The organism is Phenylobacterium conjunctum, assembly GCF_042679085.1.
GTDB lineage: Bacteria > Pseudomonadota > Alphaproteobacteria > Caulobacterales > Caulobacteraceae > Phenylobacterium > Phenylobacterium conjunctum.
This window is the reverse complement of the sequence record NZ_JBHTLQ010000001.1, coordinates 152183-175106: the sequence shown is the minus strand read 5'-3', so window position 1 is coordinate 175106 and position 22924 is coordinate 152183. Positions and strand designations below refer to the sequence as shown.

The 22924-nt window shown below is 66.6% G+C and carries 16 protein-coding genes and 1 pseudogene; 10 read left to right on the top strand and 7 right to left on the bottom strand.

Annotated elements, in window-relative coordinates; genetic code table 11:
- Positions 1 to 269 precede the first annotated feature (269 nt).
- From ACFQ27_RS00795 to ACFQ27_RS00785, 3 genes are all read left to right on the top strand, one after another.
- A complete protein-coding gene (locus tag ACFQ27_RS00795; RefSeq protein WP_377352027.1) occupies positions 270 to 803 on the top strand; it encodes an HNH endonuclease in 534 nt (177 codons plus the stop codon).
- Complete coding sequence (locus tag ACFQ27_RS00790; RefSeq protein WP_377352026.1) at positions 803 to 1711, top strand: 3'-5' exonuclease; 909 nt, start codon at positions 803 to 805, stop codon at positions 1709 to 1711. The genes ACFQ27_RS00795 and ACFQ27_RS00790 overlap by 1 nt, the downstream gene beginning before the upstream one ends.
- A gap of 1021 nt (positions 1712 to 2732) precedes the next feature.
- On the top strand, positions 2733 to 4637 hold the full coding sequence (locus ACFQ27_RS00785; RefSeq protein ID WP_377352025.1) for a HAMP domain-containing methyl-accepting chemotaxis protein: 1905 nt from the start codon (positions 2733 to 2735) through the stop codon (positions 4635 to 4637).
- Positions 4638 to 5223: 586 nt separating this feature from the next.
- Here the strand turns inward: ACFQ27_RS00785 and ACFQ27_RS00780 are convergent.
- Together ACFQ27_RS00780 and ACFQ27_RS00775 are read right to left on the bottom strand one after the other, a co-directional pair.
- A complete protein-coding gene (locus tag ACFQ27_RS00780; protein WP_377352024.1) occupies positions 5224 to 7704 on the bottom strand; it encodes an ATP-binding protein in 2481 nt (826 codons plus the stop codon).
- Between the two features lie 889 nt (positions 7705 to 8593).
- Positions 8594 to 8998 (bottom strand): helix-turn-helix domain-containing protein, encoded by a 405-nt coding sequence (locus ACFQ27_RS00775; RefSeq protein ID WP_377352023.1) that lies wholly within the window; start codon positions 8996 to 8998, stop codon positions 8594 to 8596.
- Between the two features lie 471 nt (positions 8999 to 9469).
- Between ACFQ27_RS00775 and ACFQ27_RS00770 the strand changes: the two genes are divergently transcribed.
- The 4 genes and pseudogenes from ACFQ27_RS00770 to mgtA all read left to right on the top strand — a co-directional run bounded on the left by ACFQ27_RS00770 (position 9470) and on the right by mgtA (position 14451).
- The gene (locus ACFQ27_RS00770) at positions 9470 to 10162 is read left to right on the top strand and encodes a hypothetical protein (protein ID WP_377352022.1); all 693 of its coding nucleotides are present in this window, start codon (positions 9470 to 9472) and stop codon (positions 10160 to 10162) included.
- A 23-nt stretch (positions 10163 to 10185) separates the two neighbouring features.
- Positions 10186 to 11592, top strand: coding sequence for a recombinase family protein (locus ACFQ27_RS00765; RefSeq protein ID WP_377352021.1), 1407 nt, complete (start codon positions 10186 to 10188; stop codon positions 11590 to 11592).
- Positions 11593 to 11599: 7 nt separating this feature from the next.
- Positions 11600 to 11782, top strand: a pseudogene (locus tag ACFQ27_RS00760) (methyl-accepting chemotaxis protein); the annotation flags it as partial.
- A 137-nt stretch (positions 11783 to 11919) separates the two neighbouring features.
- Positions 11920 to 14451 carry a magnesium-translocating P-type ATPase gene (mgtA, locus tag ACFQ27_RS00755; RefSeq protein ID WP_377352020.1) on the top strand — a complete coding sequence of 844 codons (2532 nt, stop codon included), beginning with the start codon at positions 11920 to 11922 and terminating at the stop codon, positions 14449 to 14451.
- Between the two features lie 281 nt (positions 14452 to 14732).
- Here mgtA and ACFQ27_RS00750 read toward each other — a convergent pair whose 3' ends face one another.
- Positions 14733 to 15122 carry a PDZ domain-containing protein gene (locus tag ACFQ27_RS00750; RefSeq protein WP_377352019.1) on the bottom strand — a complete coding sequence of 130 codons (390 nt, stop codon included), beginning with the start codon at positions 15120 to 15122 and terminating at the stop codon, positions 14733 to 14735.
- Between the two features lie 124 nt (positions 15123 to 15246).
- Positions 15247 to 15945 carry a hypothetical protein gene (locus ACFQ27_RS00745; protein WP_377352018.1) on the bottom strand — a complete coding sequence of 233 codons (699 nt, stop codon included), beginning with the start codon at positions 15943 to 15945 and terminating at the stop codon, positions 15247 to 15249.
- Between the two features lie 272 nt (positions 15946 to 16217).
- Here ACFQ27_RS00745 and ACFQ27_RS00740 point away from each other — a divergent pair, with 272 nt between their 5' ends.
- Positions 16218 to 16685: a hypothetical protein gene (locus ACFQ27_RS00740; protein ID WP_377352017.1), complete on the top strand. Its 468-nt coding sequence runs from the start codon at positions 16218 to 16220 to the stop codon at positions 16683 to 16685.
- 8 nt (positions 16686 to 16693) lie between these two features.
- Positions 16694 to 17212, top strand: a complete 519-nt coding sequence (locus tag ACFQ27_RS00735) for an OmpA family protein (protein ID WP_377352016.1) — start codon at positions 16694 to 16696, stop codon at positions 17210 to 17212.
- 244 nt (positions 17213 to 17456) lie between these two features.
- Here the strand turns inward: ACFQ27_RS00735 and ACFQ27_RS00730 are convergent, their stop codons facing one another.
- Complete coding sequence (locus tag ACFQ27_RS00730) at positions 17457 to 17981, bottom strand: hypothetical protein (protein ID WP_377352015.1); 525 nt, start codon at positions 17979 to 17981, stop codon at positions 17457 to 17459.
- 108 nt (positions 17982 to 18089) lie between these two features.
- On the opposite strand from ACFQ27_RS00730, the gene ACFQ27_RS00725 reads away from it, so the two are divergent.
- Positions 18090 to 19829 carry a hypothetical protein gene (locus tag ACFQ27_RS00725; RefSeq protein ID WP_377352014.1) on the top strand — a complete coding sequence of 580 codons (1740 nt, stop codon included), beginning with the start codon at positions 18090 to 18092 and terminating at the stop codon, positions 19827 to 19829.
- Positions 19830 to 19856: 27 nt separating this feature from the next.
- Here ACFQ27_RS00725 and ACFQ27_RS00720 read toward each other — a convergent pair whose 3' ends face one another.
- On the bottom strand, positions 19857 to 22172 hold the full coding sequence (locus tag ACFQ27_RS00720; RefSeq protein ID WP_377352013.1) for a tetratricopeptide repeat protein: 2316 nt from the start codon (positions 22170 to 22172) through the stop codon (positions 19857 to 19859).
- Positions 22173 to 22258: 86 nt separating this feature from the next.
- A complete protein-coding gene (locus ACFQ27_RS00715; protein ID WP_377352012.1) occupies positions 22259 to 22753 on the bottom strand; it encodes a hypothetical protein in 495 nt (164 codons plus the stop codon).
- Between the last annotated feature and the right edge of the window lie 171 nt (positions 22754 to 22924).

Sequence of the window (22924 nt, the reverse complement as noted above, 5' to 3'; positions counted from 1 at the left end):
CTTGATCGCTTCATTCGTCCGTCCTCTGGTCGGGCGGACTCTAATTATTCCTGGAGGAGTTTCAGGGGGTCACGTCACCCCGAACGGCCCGGCGCAACCCTGGCTGGACGCGCGACGAGCTAATCCTGGCGCTCGATCTCTATTTCCGCGTCCAGTCGCCCGACGACAAGAACCCGCAGGTGATCGAGCTATCAGCCCTCTTAAACCGCCTGTGGCGCCACACAGACTTTGGGGATCAAGAGACGCTGCGGAACCCAACCGGCGTCTCGATGAAGCTCACGAACTTCCGACGCTTCGATCACGCCTACACGTCGCTTGGTCAGAAGGGTCTTGCACATGGCTCGAAGGCCGATGAGCAAATCTGGGATGAGTTCGCGGGCGACCGAACGCGTCTAGCCGCCACCGCCTCGGCCATCCGCGCAGGCTTGGAGACCGAAAGCGCACCCGCAATTTCTGTCGATCCGGACCTGGAAGCCGAGGCCGCGGAAGGCGCGCTCCTCAGTCGCCTGCATCACTACCGCGAACGCGACTCCAGCCTTGCTCGCAAACGGAAGGCCCAAGCCCTCGCCCAGCATGGTCGACTAGCTTGCGAAGCCTGTGATTTTGATTTCGGACGAGCCTATGGTCCGCGCGGTGAGGGTTACATCGAGGTGCATCACCTCAAACCCCTGGAGACCCTGACACCAGGCTCACGCACGAAGCTCAGCGATCTTGCGATCCTCTGCGCAAACTGCCACCGCATGGTCCACGCAAAGCGCCCCTGGCTGACCTTGGACGAGCTCAAGGCCCTGGTTCAACGCTGATGGGCAGAGAAGTTCCGCTTACGGACGATGACCTAGAAGCGCAGGCTCAGCGCCTTGAGGCGAGCGGTCAGTACCGCGTCCTGCGCCGAATCAAGCCAAACTTCGTCGAGCTTGAAGCACCCACGAGGTCCTTGCGGCGCGGCCTCTATGTCGATGTCGAAACCACGGGTCTCGATCCGATCAAGGATGAGATCATTGAACTTGCGATGGTCCCCTTCACCTACAGCCTAGACGGCGAGATCCTCGCGGTTGGCCATCCCTATCAGGGCCTGCGCGAGCCCAGCCAACCCATCCCGGAAGAGATCACACAGCTGACCGGCATCGATGACGCCATGGTCGCGGGTCGCTCGATCGATGCAAACGAGGTCGCTAACTTTGTGGCGCCTTGCGCGCTTGTCGTCGCGCACAACGCAGCCTTCGATCGCCGGTTCTTAGAGCGGCTCTGCGAGACGTTCACGACAAAGGCGTGGGCCTGTTCCATGAGCCAAGTGGACTGGGCGCGTGAAGATATCCAGGGGCTGCGGCTGAGCCATATCGCCACTGCGCTGGGCTTGTTTTACGATGCGCATCGCGCAGCTGACGACTGCCTAGCCGGCGTTGAGGTTTTGCGCCGCCCGCTCGCATCTGGCGCCGGGAGCGGGTTTGCTCAGCTCTTGAATGCGGCGCGCCAAGCCACCTGGCGCATCTGGGCGGAGAACTCCCCTTTCGAGTTGAAGGATGTCCTGAAAGCTCGCGGCTATCGCTGGAATGCCGACCTCAGCCTTGGCCCCAAGTGCTGGCATATCGACGTCGCGGAGGATCAGAAGGACGCCGAACTGACTTTCCTAAAGTCGGAGATCTACCAGCGTGAAGTCGAACTACGGACCAAGCGGGTCGACGCCTACGATCGCTTTTCAGAGCGCGTCTGACCCTCGCCCGCCCTCTTCGCCGCCAGCCCTGCGCAAGCGATCACCCAGCTTTGCGCCGTTCATGTTGCACCCGCTACGACCCACTCATGGCTGCGATGGTCGGCTTTGCAGACAAGACGTTGTCCCATCACTAGCGCGGTCGGGCAGCCCCCCAAGGCGGTGGCGATCGCAGGCCGGGGCACGCCCTGGCTTTCGAGGCAGGAGAGCACCTTCTCACACAGGACCTCGCCCGGACGCGTCGCCGGCGGCCCACGCGGGCCCGCGGGAATGGACGGCTTCATGTTCTGCTCTTCATAGCCCAGGAGGACAGACTGGTATCAAGGCGCTCGCAAGCAGAGCGAGGAAGGCTGTGGCGAACACGCCTCAAGGCGATGGCGTGGATCAGGCGCAGGTGAGCAAGCGTGGCGCAGGGCGAACCTCGGCAAGGATCAGCTCCAGCGTGAGCAGGCGCTTTTCCATTAGCCCACGTCATACTCCAGGCAGGTCAATCGAGGCGGGGATCGCTAACTGCGGGCGACACCCATGAGCCTCCGCACCGGCCAAAGGGCGGCGGTGAAGCCGCCTAAGACTCAGTTGCCAAGATCGGCATAACATCGCTACGCGGCGTTCTGTCTCAGCGCATTTCAGGTGGAGCGCATTCGCCGGAAATGAGCTCTTCGCGCGGCGCTGGACGCCACACCGCTGGTGGCGCAAGGCCGCCCATGTGCAACGAATACCGCCTTCCGACCAACTTCAGCGCCCTCCTCGCCCGCTTCGCTGAGACTTAGGCGCCCTTCCTCTGGCAGAGAAACCACCGGCTGAGGCCTATCGGGTCGCCCGGGTCGAGGCATAGGGTCCGCACCGCAGATGAAGCGCCCCCACCGAAGGGTTATGCGGCCGCAAAACCCAATGCGGGGAACGACTTAACCCGATCTGAGCAACTGTCAGCGCGTTAACTCCCCACGTTAAGAGGCGGGCAGGACTTTGGGTGAAGTGTCGCGGGAAGATCGGAAGCGTTCTGTAACCCCGGGGTCCCACACCCATGAAATCCATCAAGAGCAAGCTGGTCGCCGCGGTGGCCGGGCTGGGCGCCATGCTGCTCGCCACCAGCCTCTGTGGCTGGCTTGCGCTCTCAACGGCCCACCACACCATCACCACCATCGTCGACGATCGGGTCCTGCCCATGGACCAGCTCACTCATGTTTCCGACGCCTATGCGGTCGACATCGTCGATACCGCCTGGAAGGCGCGCACCGGCCAGATGGGCTGGGAGGATGCCCTGGGACACGTCGAGGGGGCGCGCAAAGTCCTTCATGAGAAGTGGGACGAGTACGCGAAGACGTACATGACCGACGATGAGAAGGCCCAGGCGGCCGGCGTCAGCCAGGCCATGGCCATCGCCGACATCGAGGTCGCGAACCTCGTCCAGATCCTCAAGGCGCAAGATGCAACCGCCCTGGCCGCCTTCACCGACCAGCGGATGTACCCGGCGATCGAGCCGGTAAGCAGCAAGGTCGGCGCGCTCATCGATCTGCAGATCTCCGTCGCGGAACAACAGGGCAGAGCCGCCATCACCGACTTCGAGCTCGCCCTGACCGTCATGGCGGTGATCGGCCTGGCCGCTCTGGGCGCCGTCGCCTTCGCCATCAACACAGTGTTCAACGGCGTCTCCCGCCCGCTCCGCGTCATGACCGACGCCATGCGTCGGCTGGCGGAGGGCGACACCGCCGCCGAGATCCCCGGACAGGATCGCCAGGACGAAACCGGCGAGATGGCTCGGGCTGTCCTGGTGTTCAAGGAGAACGCCCTGGAGCGCGAGCGGCTTGAAGCCGAGACCGAAACCCAGCGCCGGGCCGCGGAAGACCAGCGCGGCCGGACGGAGGCCGAGCGCGCCGAGGCCGCCCGCCGTCTGTCTGAGGTTGTCCAGGGCCTTGGGACCGGGTTGGAGCAGCTCGCCTCCGGCGACCTGACCTTCCGGCTCACCGCCGCCTTTGCGGCCGAGTACGAGCAGCTCCGCGCCAACTACAACGATGCGATGGACAAGCTCGAGCACGCCATGCGGGTGATCCTCGATAACACCGATAGCATCAGCGCGGGCGGCGGCGAGATCAGCACCGCGGCCGCCGACCTGTCACGGCGCACGGAGCAGCAGGCGGCCAGCCTGGAGGAAACCGCAGCGGCCCTCGATCAGATCACCGCGACGGTCCGCGCCACAGCTGACGGCGCATCCCACGCCCACGCCTCGGTGAGCGCGGCCCGTCAGGAAGCCCACAAGTCGGAAGAAGTGGTCAGCCGCGCCGTCTCCGCCATGGATGAGATCCGGGCCTCGTCCACTCAGATCAGCCAGATCATCGGCGTGATCGACGAGATCGCCTTCCAGACCAACCTGCTGGCGCTCAATGCGGGGGTTGAAGCGGCCAGGGCCGGCGACGCCGGCAAGGGCTTCGCCGTGGTCGCCTCCGAAGTGCGGGCCCTGGCCCAGCGCTCCGCCGAGGCCGCGAAGGAGATCAAGGGCCTGATCACAGCGTCCGGCGACCAAGTTAGCGCCGGTGTCGACCTGGTCGGCCAGACAGGCGCGGCGCTCGGCCGGATCGTGTCGCAGATCGAGAAGATCACCCACACGGTCGAGGGCATTGCGGCGTCCGCCCAGGAGCAGGCCGGCGGCCTCGCCCAGGTCAATGCCGCCATCAACCAGATGGATCAGGTGACCCAGCAGAACGCAGCCATGGTCGAAGAGTCCACCGCAGCCAGCCAGGCCTTGGCGGACAAGACGGGCGAGCTCGTTCGGCTGATGAGCCAGTTCAGGCTGACGGGCCGTAGCGCCAAGCCCATGGCGCCGGAGGTCTCGCGGCACACCATCCAAAGGCCGAAGCCTGCCAGGGCGCAGGCGGTCGTCGGCGGCGGCTTTGTTGCGCCCCGCGTGGACGATGGCTGGGAGGAGTTCTAGCCGGGCGGCTGCCCTACAGCCGCTCGCAATCCCCCTCCGGCAGCGCCTCCATCGTCGCCATAACCTCCCGATAACAGGCAGCCACCCGATGGGCTCGGGTGGCTTGCCATGCCAGCCAGGCGCACATCAGGGCCAGGACGACGCAAAGGCCGGCTAGGGTCTGGACGACCTGGCGATCGCTGCGGCGCCTCATGATGCCCCCTAACCCAGCCGCCCAACGCGCCCGGCTCAAACCTCCGCCTGCCGTCCGTCAGCAGCTGCAGCGCATACATCCGGATCTTGCGCTCCCCTTCGGACTAGTCGCCCAGTATCCCGGGCCGGATCGCCCTCGCGGGGTCGTGAAGATGCCCTCGCCCAGCCAGGGCGCCACCTCGAACAGCAGTAGCTCGGCGGCCGCCAGTCGCTTCTCAAGTTCATCCATGAGCGCCCCGCTGTGTAGGGTTGCGACGGCCGTGGTGCACGCGACTTTCCCCGAACACCCCTCCTTGGGGATCGGCTATACAGTTGGCATGGCCATTGCGACGACACCCTAGGTTCACCGCATCGCCGCGCAAGAGCAGACAGAACTCTCCCCGGCCGGTTGGGTTCAGGCGTCGAGCACGTCAGCCATGGCCGCAATCAGCAACTCGGGCCGGATCGGTTTGGGCAGGTGCCGATCGACACCGGCCGCAAGAGCCGCCGCGACGTGCTCTGGCAGCGCGTCGGCGGTCAAGGCGACAATCGGAGTGTGTCGGCCAGTAGCAGCCTCCCGCTCTCGGATTATCCTAGTGGCCGACAAGCCATCCATCACAGGCATGTGGACATCCATCAGGATGACGTCGAAGTCCTTGCAGTCAGCAAGGTCGACCGCCTGGGCCCCATCGTGGGCTATCTCCAGATCGACATCGAGGTCGGCAAGAATGAGGCTGACCACCTTCTGGTTTGTCGGATGATCTTCAGCCAGCAGGACCTTCATGCGGCCGAGCGCAGCAACGGTCTCACGCTCCGCCGTGCGATTAAGCACGCCTTCTATTAGGGGAAGGTCCAGCGTGAAGACCGAACCCATGCCCGGTGTCGAGCGGGCGCTCAACTCGCCGTCCATCATCTGCGCCAGCGCCGCGCTGATCGCCAGGCCGAGCCCGGTCCCGCCGAACCTGCGGCTGATGGAGGAATCGGCCTGCTCGAACCTGTTGAAGAGGCGCTGGCCGACCTCTGCGGTGAAACCGATCCCAGTGTCGGTGACAGAGGTGACCAACCGGCCGTCCGTCACACGGACATCCAATAGGATCTTGCCATGCCCGGTGAACTTGACGGCGTTGCTCAAGAGGTTGGAGAGCACCTGGCCGTAGCGCACGCTGTCGCCCACAATAGCTGGGGGCACAGCGTCGGCGACCGACCACTCAAGCGCTAGGCCCTTGGTGTCCGCGCTGGCGCGGTGCAGCGTGGCGACGGAGCGGATCGCATTCCTCAGGTCAAATGGCTCGGCGACGACTTCCAGCTGGCCCGCCTCGATCTTGGAGAAGTCGAGGACGTCGCCCAGGACCTTCTCCAGCAGCTGGCCGGAGGATCCAATGATGCGAACGGCCTCGATGTCCTCATCGGGCAGCGGCCGCTTCGCGAGCAAGTCCGCCAGCGCGATGACACCGTTCAGCGGCGTCCTCAATTCATGGCTCATGGTGGCCAGGAAGTCGGACTTAGCCGCCGTCGCCCGCTGGAGTTCAGCCGTCCGGGTGTCGACCCGGTCCTCGAGCTCTGTCAGGAGCTCGCGATACTTGCGCCGTTCAGACGAGAGCGCACGGGCGAGCAGCCCGATTTCGTCACTTCGCGCCCCCAGCGCGGGGCTGGCGTCGGCTCGGCCATCCTCTCCGCCACGTTCGGCCTCGGTCGCAAGCTGAGCAAGGGGGTGCGCCACCACCCTGGTGATCCACCACAGGATCAGTCCGGCCTGGATGATCCCAAGCACAAGACCGCCGATCAGAAGCGGCAGCGACGAGCGCAGCGCGATCGCGTTGAGTTTGGCTAGGGGCAGCAATGTGAGGAAATACCAGTCGGGGCCGCCGATGCGCCCATAGGCGACCAGATACCGCCCGTTCGGCGTCAATGTCACCCCGGCGCCGCGCCCCGTGCCCGTGATCCCCTTAAGCAGGCCCTCCAACCCGAACAGGCTCTGATATTGGGCCAGCCGCTCAGGCGTCACTTCGCCCGGACGCTTGAAGCCGGGATAGGCGATCAGGGCGCCTTTGGCGTCGGTGATGATGTCGAGGCGATCACCTGAACTATCCTGCACCGCGGACAGCAGATACGAAGTGACAGGCAGGGTGGTGCCCCAGGCGCCGACGTAGCGTCCGTTCACGTAGACCGGCGACATGCATCCGGTCGTCAGGGTCTTGCCGGTGGGGTCGCTGAGGAGGCGAATGAGGCGCGTGCAACGCATCTCGTGCTTGGGGTTGTTGGCCTCCAGGGTGATCCGCATCATCTCGGTCTTGGCCACATTCAGGCTCGGCGGCGCGACGCGGCTATAGAAGTCGAGCTTGGCGGGCTGGTCCGGCGCGAAGAGCACCAGCTGGTTCTGCGGCGTGAAGAAGTAGAAATTGTCGAACCGCGTGCGCTGGGCCCCGCCGACGGCGGCGACGACGTCGGTCGCCGCCAGGAGCAATGCCTTATCTTGCGCGTTCGGTTCACTTCCGGCCATGAAGCCGGTGATCCCTTGGGTCCGACCTCGCGTGAGCCGCCCGCTCGTCAGACCGACGCTCGCCCGGCGTGTTCCGTCCGCTCGACGGGGGAAGAAGGTGTCGAACTCACCCGCCGTGAACGCGCCATCCTTGGACGCCAGGCGATCGGCCAGGGCCCGCGTCGCCGCCTCGTGGCGATAGGCGAGATCCTGAAACAGCGCCTGCTGGAACTTCGCGCGTTCTCTGGCGTAGGACGACAGGTCGTCGATACGCTGCTGCTCGGATTGGCCTCGATATACCCCAAAGACCGCGATGGCGCCGATGACGCTGGCGGCTGCGGTAAAGATGAGGAGGCCCGCCGCAAGACCACCTGCCAACGAACCCGCCCGGAGCGGAGATTTTACGCGACTGAACATGCGGCTAGTCTCGCGGGATTCTGGTTACCGCTCGCGTTTACTCAGCCTGCGGTATTTGGTCGCCTTAGGGGGACTTGCTCAAAGCGGGGCGCGCAATCAACTGAGGCTTGAAGCGCGCGCTTCGAGACAACCCTATCCCAGAATTTACGCGTCCAGATCCTTGTGCGCCGATCGGTAATAGCCGCTGAATGTGGGAGGCCCCCTTAGGCCGCTGCATCGGCCAGGCGCCCCCAAGGGCCGCCTCGCGAACAGCTTCAAAGCGAAGATTGTAGGCAAGGGCGGCGCCACGGTGACCATCCGCATCTTCGCCAACAGCCTGGCCGGGGCCTTCCGAAGTCCGGACGCGGACCTTTTCAAGGGCAGCCGAACATCAGGGATTGTGGGCCGCGAGGAACTGCCCCTGAAGGCGGACCGGAGGGATCCCGAGCGCCAACGGTTCAGGTCGACGTCTACGACCACCTTTCAGAGCGCGTCTAGCGCCCTCGCCCGCCCTCTTCACCGCCAGCGCGGCGCAACAGATCCCCCAGCTTTGCACCGTTCAGCCGGCACCCCGCCACGACCCGGTCATGGCTGCGATGGTCAGCTTTGCAGACAAGGCGTCGCCCCATCACTAGGCCCTCAAGACGTTGCTTGGCGGCCTGCCCGCCGGGCGCATGAAGCTCAGGCGCGTAGAAGTCCTCAAGCCGCACCTCGACCCAGCCATTGGGGCCCGGGCTCGTCTCAACACAGAGACTGTCGCCGTCCCCGATGTAGACGACAGGCCCACTGAAGGTCCTTCCCGCCGCTAGAGCGGCGGGCATCGGGCCCTTGTCAGGGATCGCCTTGCAGGGATCGGCCAAGGCCGGCCCAGCCACGAGTAGGCCCAGCACGCTGATCAAACACCACCGGATCACGAGCGTTGCGCTACAGCCTCCGCCATGGACCGCGCAAGCTCCAGAAGCGCCTTGCGCGCCTTTGGACCGATGACCTCAAAATGCTGCGCGAGCTCCGGGCCCTCACGGCTCAGCACGAAGGCTCGCATGGAGTCGTCCTCGACATCGGCGGCGCGCTCAAGCGGCTTCGCATCTTCGAAGAAGTAGCCGATGTCGACCCCAAGGGCGCCGGCCAATTCGTAAAGAGTTGAGGCGCTCACCCGATTGGCGCCGCGCTCGTACTTCTGGACTTGCTGGAAAGTGACCCCGAGCGCCTCGGCGAGATGGGATTGGGTCATACCCAGCTGCTTGCGCCGGCCGCGGAGGCGCGCGCCAACCTGGAAGTCGATGACACTAGGAGCGTGGTTGGGACGACCGGACATGCGTCTCAGGGTGGCGCCATTCTAATCTCGCCGCAAACGCCTGACAGCCCAACTCAGGCAGCCCCTGATTTCCGATAACACTACATTTGCGAGGACCGCAGCCGGCCGGCGCTAGCCCCACATCAAGCACGACAGTTCCGGTCGCAGGGTAAGCCGACAAGCCTTCGGAATCGCTGGCTAGGCCAGGAGACGAGCGTTAATGTTCTTGTTATGTTCTCACGCCGCCCGCCCGAAAACGCGCGCAACACCCTGTCCATGAAACTGGGCAGCTGGTTCGAAGCCCACGCCACCGGCTGGGGTGTCGTGGCTGTCCCCATTGTCATCGGCCTGGTCGTAGGCCTTGCGCTCCTTAGATGGCTCGCAAGCTGATCACAGCCCAACAAACTGGCGCAGCGACACTATTCAGACTAGGCGCTTGCACTAGGTTGAGCAGCTCATCGGCGTCCGCCAAGGTCGGCGTCCCCAATAGACTTGGTCCAGGTTTTGTCGAACAGCGCCTCGCGCCCCAACGACGCGGAGATCATCGCCAGAAGCGAACGGCTAAGGCGTGCGCGCCGCGCTGCAGGCTTCAAGACCGCTCAAGCCGCAGCTCAGGCCTTCGGCTGGAACCGCAACACCTACGCCTCCAACGAGAACGCAAACGCCGCCTTCTCATTTCGACGAGCTAGCCTCTACGCAGAGGCTTTCGGGGTGAATGGGACCTGGCTCTACACCGGCGAAAGCCCCGCGCCGCCCAGGCCTACGAGCCGCCGCGCACGTGCCGCGGCAGCGCTCCGGCCAATACCCGTGGCGATCGTCGGCGAAGTCTCATCGGACGGCGCCTGCCATTTGGGGCCGGTTGGGCTGATCGATGCGATCGTCTTTCCCAATGAAGGCCACGTTCTGCTCAAGGTGGGGCCGGACGCAGCGTTTGACCTCATCCCCGCCGGCGCCTTGATCGCCTTTCGGCCTAATGAGACCCCGGCGTCACCCGATTTCATCGGCCAATTGGTCGTTGCGGGCCTAGGCAACGGCGAGACGGTGCTCGGCAAGCTGCTCCAGTCTGATGATGGTTTGCGTCTGGACAATCGGGCCGGGCCGCTGGCTTGGGTTCAGCCGGTCGAAACCATCATCATGCCGAGCCTTGTCGCGAAGATTGAACACGCTCCGGATGCGCCGCCTTAGGGCTCGCGCAACAGGCCGCTTCAGTGTTCTCTACCCGCATGTCCAGGAAGGAGCGGGTCCGCGCCGCCCAATACCTGCGGATGTCGACGGAGCACCAAAGGTACTCCACCGAAAATCAAGCGGCCGCCATCGCCGCCTTTGCGCGTCGAAGCGGCTTCGACGTCGTCAAGACCTATGCCGACCACGGCGTAAGTGGTCTGAAGCTCTCCAATCGCGCAGGGCTGAAGCAATTGCTGGCGGACGTGATGGCGGGCCAGTCAGGGTTCGACGTTGTGCTTGTCTACGACGTGAGCCGCTGGGGCCGCTTCCAAAACCCCGACCAAAGCGCGCACTACGAGTTCCTGTGCGCCGAAGCCGGCGTGTCGGTCATCTATTGCGCTGAACCATTTGAGAATGACGGCAGCCTAGGCTCGACACTCGTCAAAAGCCTCAAGCGAGCCATGGCTGCCGAGTATAGCCGTGAGCTTTCGACCAAGGTGGCAGCCGCCAAGCGGCGGATCGCCAGCAAAGGCTTCTGGGTGGGAAGTCGACCTGGCTATGGTCTGCGCCGGCGCATCGTTGACGAACAAGGCCGAACGGTCGCCGATTGCGAAGAAGGCCAGCGCAAGGCGTTTCAGGGCTGCAGGACCATTCTTGTCCATGGGCCTGATGACGAGCTCGCGGTGATCCGTCGGATCTTCAAGCTCTACGTCATAACGGGAATGACGAAGGTCGCGATCGTCGAACGCCTCAACGCCGAAGAGATACCCGCTGACCGGGGATTGAAGTGGACCATGGCCCGCCTCAACCAGGTGCTCCACAATCCCAAATATGTTGGGGATCTGGTCTCCGGTCGCAAACAGGTTCGCCTCGGCGGAGCGCCGACGCCGACCGCGCCGGAGACCTGGGTCAGGGCGACAGGCGCCCTGCCTCCCATCATTGAGCGTCGCTATTTCGACGCAGCACAGCGCCTCGCATTCGGCCGCTCACGTCGCCGTAGCGACGCCGAGTTGCTCGAGGACCTTAGGGACATATTCGAGGCTCACGGCGCCATCTCGACATCGCTGATCCAGGCATGGCCGAACGCCGCCAGTGTGACCTGCTACGTGAAGCGATTTGGCAGCCTATCCGATGCGGCAGCGCGTATCGGCGGCAAGAGCGTCGTGTGGACCCACCGAAAGTACGAAGGCTTGGATCGCGACCAAGTTTTGGCTCGCCTGGCCCGCATACTTGTCAGGGAGGGACGCTTGAACGGAAAGCTCATCGACGCCGATCCAAGCTTGCCGAGCGCCAGCGCTGTAGGTCAGCGGTTCGGCTCACTCCTCAACGCTTACAAGACCCTCGGATATGAGGTGAGCAACTCTCCCCGACAGAGCTCGCCGATCCTTGTGGCGAAGCGGCAGGCAATGGCGCAGCGGGCTGAAAGCTGGGCGATGCGTGCCACGAACTAGTCGAGGTCTCGGATTGCAGACCAACCTCCTGGCCCTGAACGCGGGCGTCGAGGCGGCCCCCGCTGTTGACGCCGGGAAGGGCTTCGCCTTGATCGCCTCCGAAGTTCGGGCTCCGGCCCAGCTCTCGGTGGACACCGCCAAGGGTATCAAGGGGCTCATCACGGCATCCGGCGATCAGGTCAGCGGCGGGCGAGGCGCCCCTTCGCAACGGCTCCTGGCGATCACCAAGTAGGCTTCAACCAGAGCACCCATCAGTACAAAGGGCTGCTTGGGCAGTTTGCGGCAGGTCATAGTCTCTTGTCGCCGGGCGGCGCAGGGTCGGCGACTATGAACGAGCAATCTACGCCTCTCTGGACCCTTGAGCCGGACGCCGTGTGCGCGCGGCTGGAGACGACGCGCGTGGGCCTGTCGGTGGCTGAGGCCATGAGGCGGCTGAGACAGGTCGGGGCCAATGAGGTGCAGGACAGCCGGGCGATCCCGGCGGCGGCCCTGTTGGTGCGACAGTTCCAGAGCCCGCTTGTGCTAATTCTGATCTTCGCCGGCCTAATAGCCGGGGCGCTCAAGGAATGGATCGACGCCTCGATCATCTTGGTGATGGTGCTGGGCTCGACCCTGATCGGTTTCGCCCAGGAGCATCGGGCCTCCCGCGCTGTCGCCGATCTGCGCCAACGCCTGTCATTGACCGCCAAAGTGCGCCGGGACGGACAGGTGGTGTCGCGCCCCTTCGCCGAGCTGGTTCCCGGCGATGTCGTGCTGCTGGCCGGCGGCGCCGTTGTCCCCGCCGACGCGATCATCCTCAGCGCCAAGGAGCTGCAGGTCAGCGAGGCCGCCCTGACGGGGGAATCTTTTCCGGTGGAGAAGCGGGCCTGGGCGCTGGCGGCCGGCGCGCCACTGACGGCGCGCGCCAACTGCGTCTATCTGGGCTCCTCGGTGCGCAGCGGCGCCGCCGAGGCGGTGATTGTGGCCACCGGCCGGGCCACAGAGTTCGGCGAGATCGCCGAGCGGCTGAAGCAGAAGCCGATCGAGACCGACTTCGCCCGCTCGATCCGCCGGTTCGGCTACCTGCTGATCCGGGTGATGATCGGGATTGTCCTGTTCGTGCTGATCGTGAACCAGCTGCTCGGGCGGCCCTTTGTGGAGTCGCTGCTGTTCGCGGTGGCCCTGGGCCTGGGCATGTCGCCGGAACTGTTGCCGGCGATCATCAGTGTGACCCTGTCGGCGGGGGCGGTGCGGCTGGCGAAGAAGGGCGTGCTGGTGCGCCAGCTGGAGGCCATCGAGAACCTCGGCGGCATGAGCGTATTCTGCACCGACAAGACCGGCACCCTGACCGAGGGGCAGATCCGCATGACCGCGGCGCTCGATCCCGCCGGGCGGGAGAGCGCGGCGGTGCGCCGGCTGGGCTTTCTCAACGCCCACTTCGAGAGCGGGATCGAGAACCCGCTGGACCAGGCGGTGCTGGAGGATGGGCACGGGGCCGGCCTGTCCGCCGAGGGCGTGCGCAAGATCGACGAGATCCCCTACGACTTCACCCGCAAGCGCCTGGCGGTGGTGGTGGAAGAGGCGGGCGCGGGCCGCCGGATGATCGTCAAGGGCGCCTTCGAGCCCCTGGCCGCCTGCTGCGCCCAGGTGATGGGGCCGGATGGCCCTGCGCCCCTCGACGCCGCCGCCCTGGCCCGGGTGCGGGCCTTTCACCAGGGTGAGAGCGAACAGGGCTTGAGGCTGCTGGCGGTGGCCAGCCGGGCGGTGGCGGACCAGGACCGGTATGGCCCGGCCGACGAGACCGGCCTGACCCTGGAAGGGTTCCTGGTGTTCTTGGACCCGCCCAAGCCGGAGGCCGCCAGGACCATCGGCCTGCTGCGCGAAATGGGCGTGGCGGTGAAGGTTATCAGCGGCGACAACCGCTATGTGCTGCGCCACATGGCGGAGGTGGTGGGGCTGAAGGACGCGGCGCTGGTGACCGGCGCCGAGCTGGCGGCCCTGAAGGACGAGGCCATGTGGCGGCGGGCGGAAGAGGCGACCCTGTTCGCCGAGATCGACCCCCAGGCCAAGGAACGGATCGTGCGCGCCCTGCAGCGGCGCGGGCACTGCGTTGGCTTCATGGGCGACGGGGTGAATGACGCCCCGGCCCTCTACGCCGCCGACGTGGGCGTCTCGGTGGACCAGGCGACCGACGTGGCTCGCGAGAGCGCCGACGTGGTGCTGACCCGACGCGAGCTGGACATCCTGCGCGAGGGGGTGCTGGGCGGGCGGCGCACCTTCGCCAACACGCTGAAATACATCCGCATCACCACCAGCGCCAATTTCGGCAACATGATCTCCATGGCGGCGGCCGCGCCCCTGCTGCCCTTTCTGCCGATGGCGGCCAAGCAGATCCTTTTGAACAACTTCCTGTCCGATCTGCCATCCATGGCCATCTCGTCGGATGCGGTAGACGCCGAGCGGCTGGCGGCGCCCCAGCGGTTCGGGATCGGCGAGCTGCAGCGGTTCATGGTGGTGTTCGGCCTGATCAGCTCGGCCTTCGACCTGATGTCCTTCGCCCTGCTGATCAAGGTGTTCCACGCCACCGAGCCGGTGTTCCAGACCGGCTGGTTCGTGCTGTCCCTGTTGACGGAGTTGGCGGTGGTGATGTCCCTGCGCACCGAGGGCCCGGCCTGGAGGAGCCGGCCCGGCGGGCTGCTCCTGTGGACCAGCGTGGGCGTGGCGGGGCTGGCCCTGCTCCTGCCATATGTGGGGCCGGTAGCGGCGCTGTTCAGCTTGGCGCCCCTGAGCGGCGGATTGGTCGCGACGTTGGGCGGCCTGGTGGTCGCCTACCTGGCGGCCACCGAGGCGGCCAAGCGGTGGTTCTTCCGCAAGGCCTAGTGGCGTGTCCCCGGCGCTGAGGATCGTATACCGACCGGTTACTTCAGGGCACTTGCCTGGCCGTCGGTCTGGGACTGGTCCCACTTGACTGTCATGAGAGGGCGACTTTTCCGCGGGAGATGCATCCTCCGAATTGGCCCCGCGAACGCTTGGCGATCAGCCTACCCATTAGAGTCTGAGATGAATTTGCGTCTTGTCTGCATTAGCAGGAAGAATTCGTGGCAGATCTCGCCAATACCTTGCCTCGCAAACGCTTCGACGCCCAAAACGCTTGACGTCTGCTAGTCGTCTGTCGGGAGAGACAGAAACACCGAACCGCCGTCCCGGCGCCGGACGCCAAGCAGGACAACCGCCCCGCGAGATCGGGCCGTCGAGATCGCAGCGGCGAGGTCAGCCTTCGACTGCACGGGTCGCCCCCCGGCAAGGACGATGAGGTCGCCCTGCCGCAGGCCCTGGACTCGCAGCTCGTCCTTTTCAATCGAAACCACAGTCGCGCCTTGGCTGGAAAAGGACACGGTCATGCCCAGAAGGCTCGCCGTGGCGGCACCTGCCGGCGCGCTCTCAGGCGAGGTCGCGGTCTCCGCCACGCGGAAGGCGACCGCATCGTCCGCCTTGCCGAGCAGCAGTTGCGGCGCCTCGTGCAAGGCCAACACCATAAGCGCGGCGATCATTTCAATTCTCCCCTTGTCTGATCCAGGCTGAGCGGCCCGCCAGCCGATATCCACCCTTGCCTCGCCAATCTACAACCCTGCGCAAGGCCGTTGTGCGGCGTTGCAGGCTTGACAGGCCCGGAAGTCAAAACTGGTACCGACACCCCCCGGCCTTCGGAGGCCCATTGTTGTTCCCAAGGAACATGTCTTCGAGCACCAAATGGCCATCCACGACGACCGCAGAGCCCTCCAGATCAAGCCCGTCCGGCACCTTACCGCCGCCCTCGACGCGCAGGCGTAAGGCGTGGGTCACCGGATCAAAGCTGTAGACGCCCCAATAGTCCCGATAGGTTTCGAAGGGGGTGAAGGTGACCGAGAAGCGCTCGGGCCCGAACTCCAGTTCGCGCACCGGCTCCAGCTCCTCGCAGCCCTCGGCCGCCGACTGGCTCCACGTGCCGGTGAGCACTACCGCGTCGCGCGCGACGACGCGCAGGCGCGACACGACAGGCTCGCCCCTGACGCTGTAGCGCAAGGTGATCTCGGCACCTGGCGCAGCGTCGGGACTGATCGTCAAGGACTGCCGGTCCGCGCTGAGCGTCGCCGGGCCTTCGAGCGACCAGCCAGAGACGCATTCATCTGGAAGTCGCCGATATCCTGCGGGCATCTGGTCGCGCATCGGACGAATGCCCACCGTGGCGCCCTGGCGGAACACTTGGGTCGAGAACTCGGTGAAGTTATGCCGGTCCGGCGGATAGAGGCAGGTCGTATCTAACGGCGGCGGCGCGGGAATTGTGAGCGGGCCGGCCGCTAGGGCGTTCAGCAGTAGGGCGACGGCGAATGTCATTACAACTCTTCCCTCTAGGTCGCTGCACGACCGTGCAGGGCGTTGGCAAGGTCTGTAAAGGGGATCGATGGCGAGACGTGGGCCCGCCCATTGAGCACAACAGATGCGCGGCGAACACGCGCCCGTTGCGAACCCGATCGCTCAAGGCCAAAGTTCAGCAATGGGGAACCAGGACGACACGCGCCGGCGTCTCGTATCGGAGATCGATCCGCCGGCGGCGCGGCGCGGCCAACTTCGTCGCACTCGACTCAGTCGGCTTAGCGGAGCCTTGCATGGTGGCGCTGAAGCTGCGTGACCGCGGCCAACTGACCTTTCCCGAAGAGATTGGCGGCTGGCGGCAAGAATTCGGCGGCAGCGCGCCCTTCGACCTGACTGGCGAACGCCTGTGCTGGCGGCGGTACGACGGTGTGAATCCTACGGCTGAGGTGCAGGTGATCCTGCCAGACGGGCCCCCGCGCCGGGCTGAGGATCTGCTGGCAGCCTGCGTAGGCGCGACCTGGGAGGATCCCGACGCCGGCCTGAACCTGGTCACGCTGCGGTTTGGCGAGAGTGTCCGGTTGGGCAAGTGGGCGCCTGCGACTGGCTCGACTGACGTCGTGCTGGCCTTGATCGGCAGCGCCTGTGAGCTGGTGCTGACGGCGTCCGGCATGAATACGCACGCCGCCAACCTCAACAATCTCTATGAGGTGGCGGCAGGCGGGCGTCTTGGCGCTCTGCCGCGCGCAGAGGCGACACGGTGAGGCGGACGTTGGCCAAATTCTGGGCGGGCCTTCCTTTCATGGCGGCCCTGGTCGGAGCTCCGCCGACCTTTGCGCAGACGCCGGATACCGCGGCGATCTACAAGAACAGCGCAGGGCGGCCGTTTGCGGACGCGAGAGCCGAGCGCGCGCCGGTTACGGACCAGGTCTCCTTCGCCTCCGGCAGCGCCGAACTCAGTGCGCAGGCCCTGGCTGTCATTGAACAGCAGGCCAACTGGATGTTGCGCAACCCGGCGACCCGGGTGCGGGTGGAGGGCTACGCCGACCTACGGGGAAGCCGCGCCTGGAACATGCGACTGGGCGAGCGTCGCGCCGAGGCGGTGCGAGACGCCCTGGTGCGCGCAGGCGCGCCGTGGAGCCGGATCGAAGTCGTGTCTTTTGGCGAGGATCGCCCTTGGGACCTGGGCGCCTCGCCGGCCGCGCTTCAACGCAACCGCATCGCCCGCACCGTGCTGCTGCCGGCTTGCCCGGAAGCGCCAGGCCGCACGACCCGGGAATGTCCCCGTTAGGACCTCCGGGCGCTCGCCGTTCTTAAGGGCTTGGACGCTGCTTCAAATCGGCACGTCGGGTGTCATAGCGACGGCCGCCTCGCGCGACATGTAGCCCAGAATGGCGCCGATTGCGGGCACGGCGCCTGGCGGTGCGAGTCGTGAGATAGCGCTTCTGTAGCGACGGGTGATCTCGGCGGCCAAATCGGTCGACTGTCCCCGCAGACTGGGCCTCTTCATCCTCCTAGGTCACCGCTGCGCCAGCTTAGCGAGGCCTGTGGCGCTCACGCTCCATCGCGCGTTCCGCCGCAGCACGCGCCTCAATCGCACGCCGGTGCTCAAGACTCGGCTCGGCATCTCGCTCTTGCCGTAGGATCTCAGCGGCCTGCAGCTCCTCCAGCGTGCTCAGCTGCTTGAGGCTTAGGCCCCGCTGCTGTGGGCGATCAACGATGATGGCCAGACTTCCGCGCGCCAGAGCGAGTTGCGCCTCTGTGTCAGCCTCGATCGAGACTGTGGTCACCCCTGATGGACCACCCCGAATCCGGAAGCTGCAGGTGGTCCGCGTCAAACATTGGGCCTCGTAGTCTGCGCACAGCGGTCCATCACAGGCCTGCCTCAGGCCGCTGGGCGCCTGCAAGGTGTCGCTCATCAGCCCCAGGGTCGCGGTCCACCCCCTGCCCTCCACCCTCGCACTGCTCCCCAGGCCGAAGTTCGAGAGCGTCACCACGGTGTCGCCGAGCGGCGCCTGCAGGCAAATCAGCGACATCACAATATTGCAGAACAGATCCACAGCCTGTCCTCCACAGAGTTTCCAGTGGGCTTGGCGAGGGGCCTCGCTACAAGTCAAAGAATCTGCAGCGCGCCTGAAGCTTTGTTAGAGTAGCGCGTGGGAGGGGCCATGCTGAGAATTCTTAGATCCTGGGCGACGGTATTCATGCTGGCGCTGCTCGGCGCGGGGTCCGCTGGGGCGCAAACCACCGAGAATGCGCCGGACATCCTTCTGCGCCGCGCCCCAACTCGGGGCGTTGAGCCCTGTGCTCAAGCCGCCGGCGTCTTCCTGCAGCAGGCCGGCTTTCGCGTCTGGCGCATGGACGCCGCAACGGTGTCGGCGGGCAAGCCCGGCGGCGTGGGGTCCGCGCTCAGCGTCATTTGCGGCGCCACAGGCGCCGACCTCGTGCTGCGGGGCGACTGGGCGTTCGGGGGCGAAGCCTACGCCAGGGCCGACAGGCTCCTGAAGGACCTAACCGCGGCGCTCGCCACCGCGCCGCCGGCTCAGGCGCCGGCCTGGGCGCCTGGCTCTCCCTTCCAGAGCTTTACCGTGCGCCACCTGCCCCTGGACCGCAAGGTGCGCTGCCGCGTGATCGCCGAACAGGCCACGCGCGGGATGGCGTTCAAGGCCGTCGGCCTGCGAGGCGGAAAGCAGGCCGACAGCTACCCCACGGTTCCCGAGCGCGCGCCCTGGTTCAATTTCAACTGCGAGCGTGACGGGGAACTGACCATCGTCATGGGCGCGAACCCCCAAGACGCCTACGACCCTGCCCCCTACCTGGCCCGCGTGCTGACTGCCGCCCCGCTTGCAGTCGGCGTCGCCGAAGCTCCGCCGCACCTGGATGTCGCATTGACGGCCCACGGCGATGGCGGCGCTGGGCGATGCATGGCTGCAGCAAAGGCGGTGATGCTGTTTGAGGGCATGTCGCCTAAGGAGCTGTCGGACGACAGCCTATTTGCAAACAAGATGAATGGATCGCTTGCGGTGCGCTGCACACCGGAGTGGGCGCTGGCCGCCGCGGCGGGCTCCGGCGAAGTCGGAACCGGAGACTTCACCAATTACCTGCCGGCGGCCTACGCCTCCCCGCCCAAGGCCATAGCGCCCGACGCGTTGCCTGCAGACACGGTAAGGCCTGCGCTCGGCACCGTTCACCGGCCGAATGCGACGACAGCCGCGGATTGTGCGGAAGCCGCCACCCTCAGCCTCAAGGCCGCGGGGTACACCGCGGAGCCGTCGGCCGAAACCTACGGCGACGCTCCGAAGGCGCAGATCATCAAGGCGGCGCTGGACACTGCCCCGGCAGCCGCGACCCTGGTTTGCACGGCCACCCGCTACGCCATTGTCGCCGCCTTCGGACGCAACAGTCCGCCAGCGACGGCAGAGATGACTCGATTGGACGGTTTGATGGCCGAGGAGCTGACCCGCCCCCATTGGGGCAGCCGCGGGCCGTCGGGACTCAGCTATGAAGCGCCCCGCGCCGGGGATCTGACACTCAGCACGGGCCCAGATGGCGAGCGCGCCACCCAGCGGGCGTCGTTCGACGGTGTCGAATATGTCGGCTGGGTTCTACGGCCGCCGTCTGCCGGGCCGGTCGATCCCCAGGCCCTGCTCGCCCGCCAGACGGCGGCACTGGAGGCCGAAGGCGCTACAGTGGCGCATGTCGAGCAGACCTCCTTCAAGCGGGCGCCGTCCCTGGCAGTCTGGGCCAGCCGGCCTGGGCCGGACGGACGCTCGCTGAAGATCGTGGCCCGCTATGTGGTTCACCAGAACGCGCTCTACGGCATCGAATTCCGCTACCCCGAAGGCCGCAATCCGGCCGCCGAACTGCAGCGGTTCAGCGAGTCCCTGCAGATTTACGGGCTCTACTGACGCAGAGGCGACAGGTCGCCGGCCTCCCTATTGCGGCGAGACGCAGCTGTAGTTGCGCTGGTCGGGCGGAATCATACACGCGGCCGGAATCTTCGCCCGCGCGGCGGCGGCGGCTGCTTCGGCGTCGGCGGCGGCCTGAGCCTGGGCTGTGGCGTTGGCCGCCGCGGCGTCGGCGCGCGCGCGATCGTCGCGCGCATAGGCTTCCTGGATCATCCGCTCCTGCTCGGCCAGGAACGCCCGGTATTCGGAATCATCCTTCACGGTGATGGCCAGGTGGGCGCTCTCGCCGCTGCCGCCGGCGCCGCTCGCAGAGCTCCCGTCGGCGCTCTGCAGATCCCCGCCGGAGGCGTTCGCATATCCGCCATCGCTCCCGCCGGCGCCGGAGCTGTCGCCGCCAAACGAAGAAGCCTGCGCGCCGCCGCCATCGCCCGCCCCGGCGTCGCCGGCTGGGGTGCCATATCCGCCCGCGCTCGCCACACCAGACGAGCCTTCGCCAGAGGCGGCGCCCGCGCCACCTCCGCCGTCGGCGCCCAGCCCAGCGCCGCTGTCGCCCCCCGAGGCCGCGCTGGAGCCGCTGGAGCCGCCGGAGCCGCCCTTCTCAGCGATCGCTGCGGTGACCATCATCGAGCGCCGGATTTCGGCGTCCAGTTGCCGCTGATATTCTGCCTGCGCCTCCGCCATGTCCTCAAGCGTGGCCATCGCCACGTCGCCCAGCAGGTCGAAGGTCGAGGCCAGAAAGCCGGCCAGGTTCCGTTCCCGATAGCCGGCGGCCATGATCTCGTTAAGCTTGGCCTGGGCCTTCGGGTGTCCGGCCTGGGCGGCGCGGCGCATCCACGGAATGGCGCCGGCGGGATCGCCGCGTTCCAGATAGCTGGCGCCCGCCAGCCAGGCCCCCTCGGCGTCGCCGGCCTTGGCGGCGCGCTCGAACCAGCGACTGGCTTCCTGGTAGTCCACCGGAACGCCCCAGCCCGCCCGGTAGGCGAGGCCCATGCCGACCACGGCGTGGACATTTCCCGCCTCGGCGGCCATGCGATAGTAGCGGCCAAGGTCTTCATTGGGGCGCCGGACCCCCACCTTGTTATTGTCGCGGATCAGCAGCGCCAGCCGATAGGCCGCGTCGGGCACGCCGCCGTCGGCCGCCACCCGCAGGTTTTCAGCCACATCGGACCAGTCGCCTGGGGTCCTGGGCGGCGCCTTCAATCGTTGCAGGGCGAGGCTGTAGGAGGCCGCGACGTGGCCATCCCGCGCCGCCCTAATTAGATACTCCCGAGCCAGGGCAGGATTTCGGCTCCCCCCTTGCCCGGCCTCGAACATGCGCGACAGCCGGTATTCGGCCTCTGCGGAGACCTTGCCGCCGGCGCCGTCGATGGCGCCGCTGTAGAAGATCAGCGCCTTGCGAAGATCCACCGGCGTCCCGATCCCGAGTTCGTAGGCGTGGCCGACATCCAGCGACCGCGGCTGGCCCGTCCAATAGTAGGTCGCGCTGCTGGGACTGTCGCGGAAGCGCAAGCCGACGTCAGCGAACGCGCCGCAGGCGCGTAGGTCCAGGCGGGTCGAGCCCATGCAGGCCCGCTCCAGCCACCGGAACGCCAACGACTGCGCGACGGAGTCACCCGTAACAGCGCCCTCCATCACCTCGAACAGCCGCCCGTCCGCGATCCGCGCCCGGTCCTGCGAGCTGCTGGCATAATACTGGCGCGGATCCAGGGCCCACCGCCCGAGGCTCGACTTGAGCTCCTCGTCGGTGATCCGCGTGCGCGCCCGCAGCGGCCAGGGCCCGTCCGGCGTCAAGGTCACGGTTCGGGGCGCCCCGGGCAATTGGCGGACCAGCACCTCGGTCAGGGTGCGAAGCTGGGGATCCTGCACGCCGGCCCGCGCCAGTCGCAGGGCGGCCTCTCGTCGCGTGGCCGGCGTCGCAGTCAACAGCGTCGCCAAGGTGAGGTTGGCGCGAGCCACGCCGGCATCGCCCGCCAGCCGCAGCCACTGCAGCGCTTCGGCCGGATCGTCGCCGGCCGCCGCCAGACGGCGTCCATAATAGTACTGTGCGATCGGCACGCCCGCCTCGGCCAGGCGCCTGAGCGCCTCGGCGCCCTCGGCCGCGCCCCTCTGCTGCGCCGCAGCCCAATAATCCGCCGCCTGAGCGGGATCGCGGGCGACGCCCTCGCCCCGCTCGAAGCGGCGGGCGACGGCGATAATAGCCCTCAAATCCCCATTGGCGGCGGCCTCGACGTCACCCTTCTGCGTGTCAGCCGCCGTCCAGGGCTCCAGGGTCAGGGCCTGGGCCTGCGCAGAGCCCGCGGCCAACAGCGCCGCCGCCGCGATTCCCAAGCCCCAGCGCTTCATCCGCCCCTCCCCTTGCCGGTCTTTCTCTCAGCCTAGCAGCCCAAGCCTGGCGTGCCACCTCACTGAGGTCGGGCCCCGGAGATCGCTTATCCTTCCCGGGCCAGCAGCCGCCCGTCCCGGCCAAGTTCGATCAGCCACTCGGCGCCCGGACTGAACAGCCAGGCGGCGCTGGTGGGCACGGCGGAGATCGCGGCCAGATGGCGTCCCGCCACATCTGCCGCCAGGGTCAGCGACAACGCGCATCCGGCGAACACCACTTCGACATCTGCATCCGGGGGGGCCAGACGCTTGAGCAGGATGGCGCCGGCTTCGGCCCGGGCCTGCAGCGCGGCCGGGTCGCGGGCAAAGTGCTCCCAGACGTCCGGTGGCCGACGCTCCCAGGCGATCGCCCCGCCAGGCTCGCCCGCAAGCCAGGACGGGGCCCGGGCCTGCGGCTCTCCCGCCGATCTGAGGCGGTAAGGCGCGCCTGCGGCGTCGAGCGCCTCTAGGACCGGCGACAGTTCGGCCCGCGCCGCCGCCTCGCCATGTTGCCGCAGGGCGGCGCGGCGGGCACGCAAGATGGCCCTGCGCTCGTCGTCCATCGATCTCTTCCAAACCCGATGTGTTCCGCCAGCGTGCAACTCGCCGCCGGCTCAGCGCGGGCCATGAGGTTAACCGCGCGAAGGTAAAGTGAGCAATACTTGGCCGCTTCAGGCTCTGGGCTTCGCTCAGATGGTATGGGGTTCCGCGCGGCAAACGCAGCGAACGCGGCG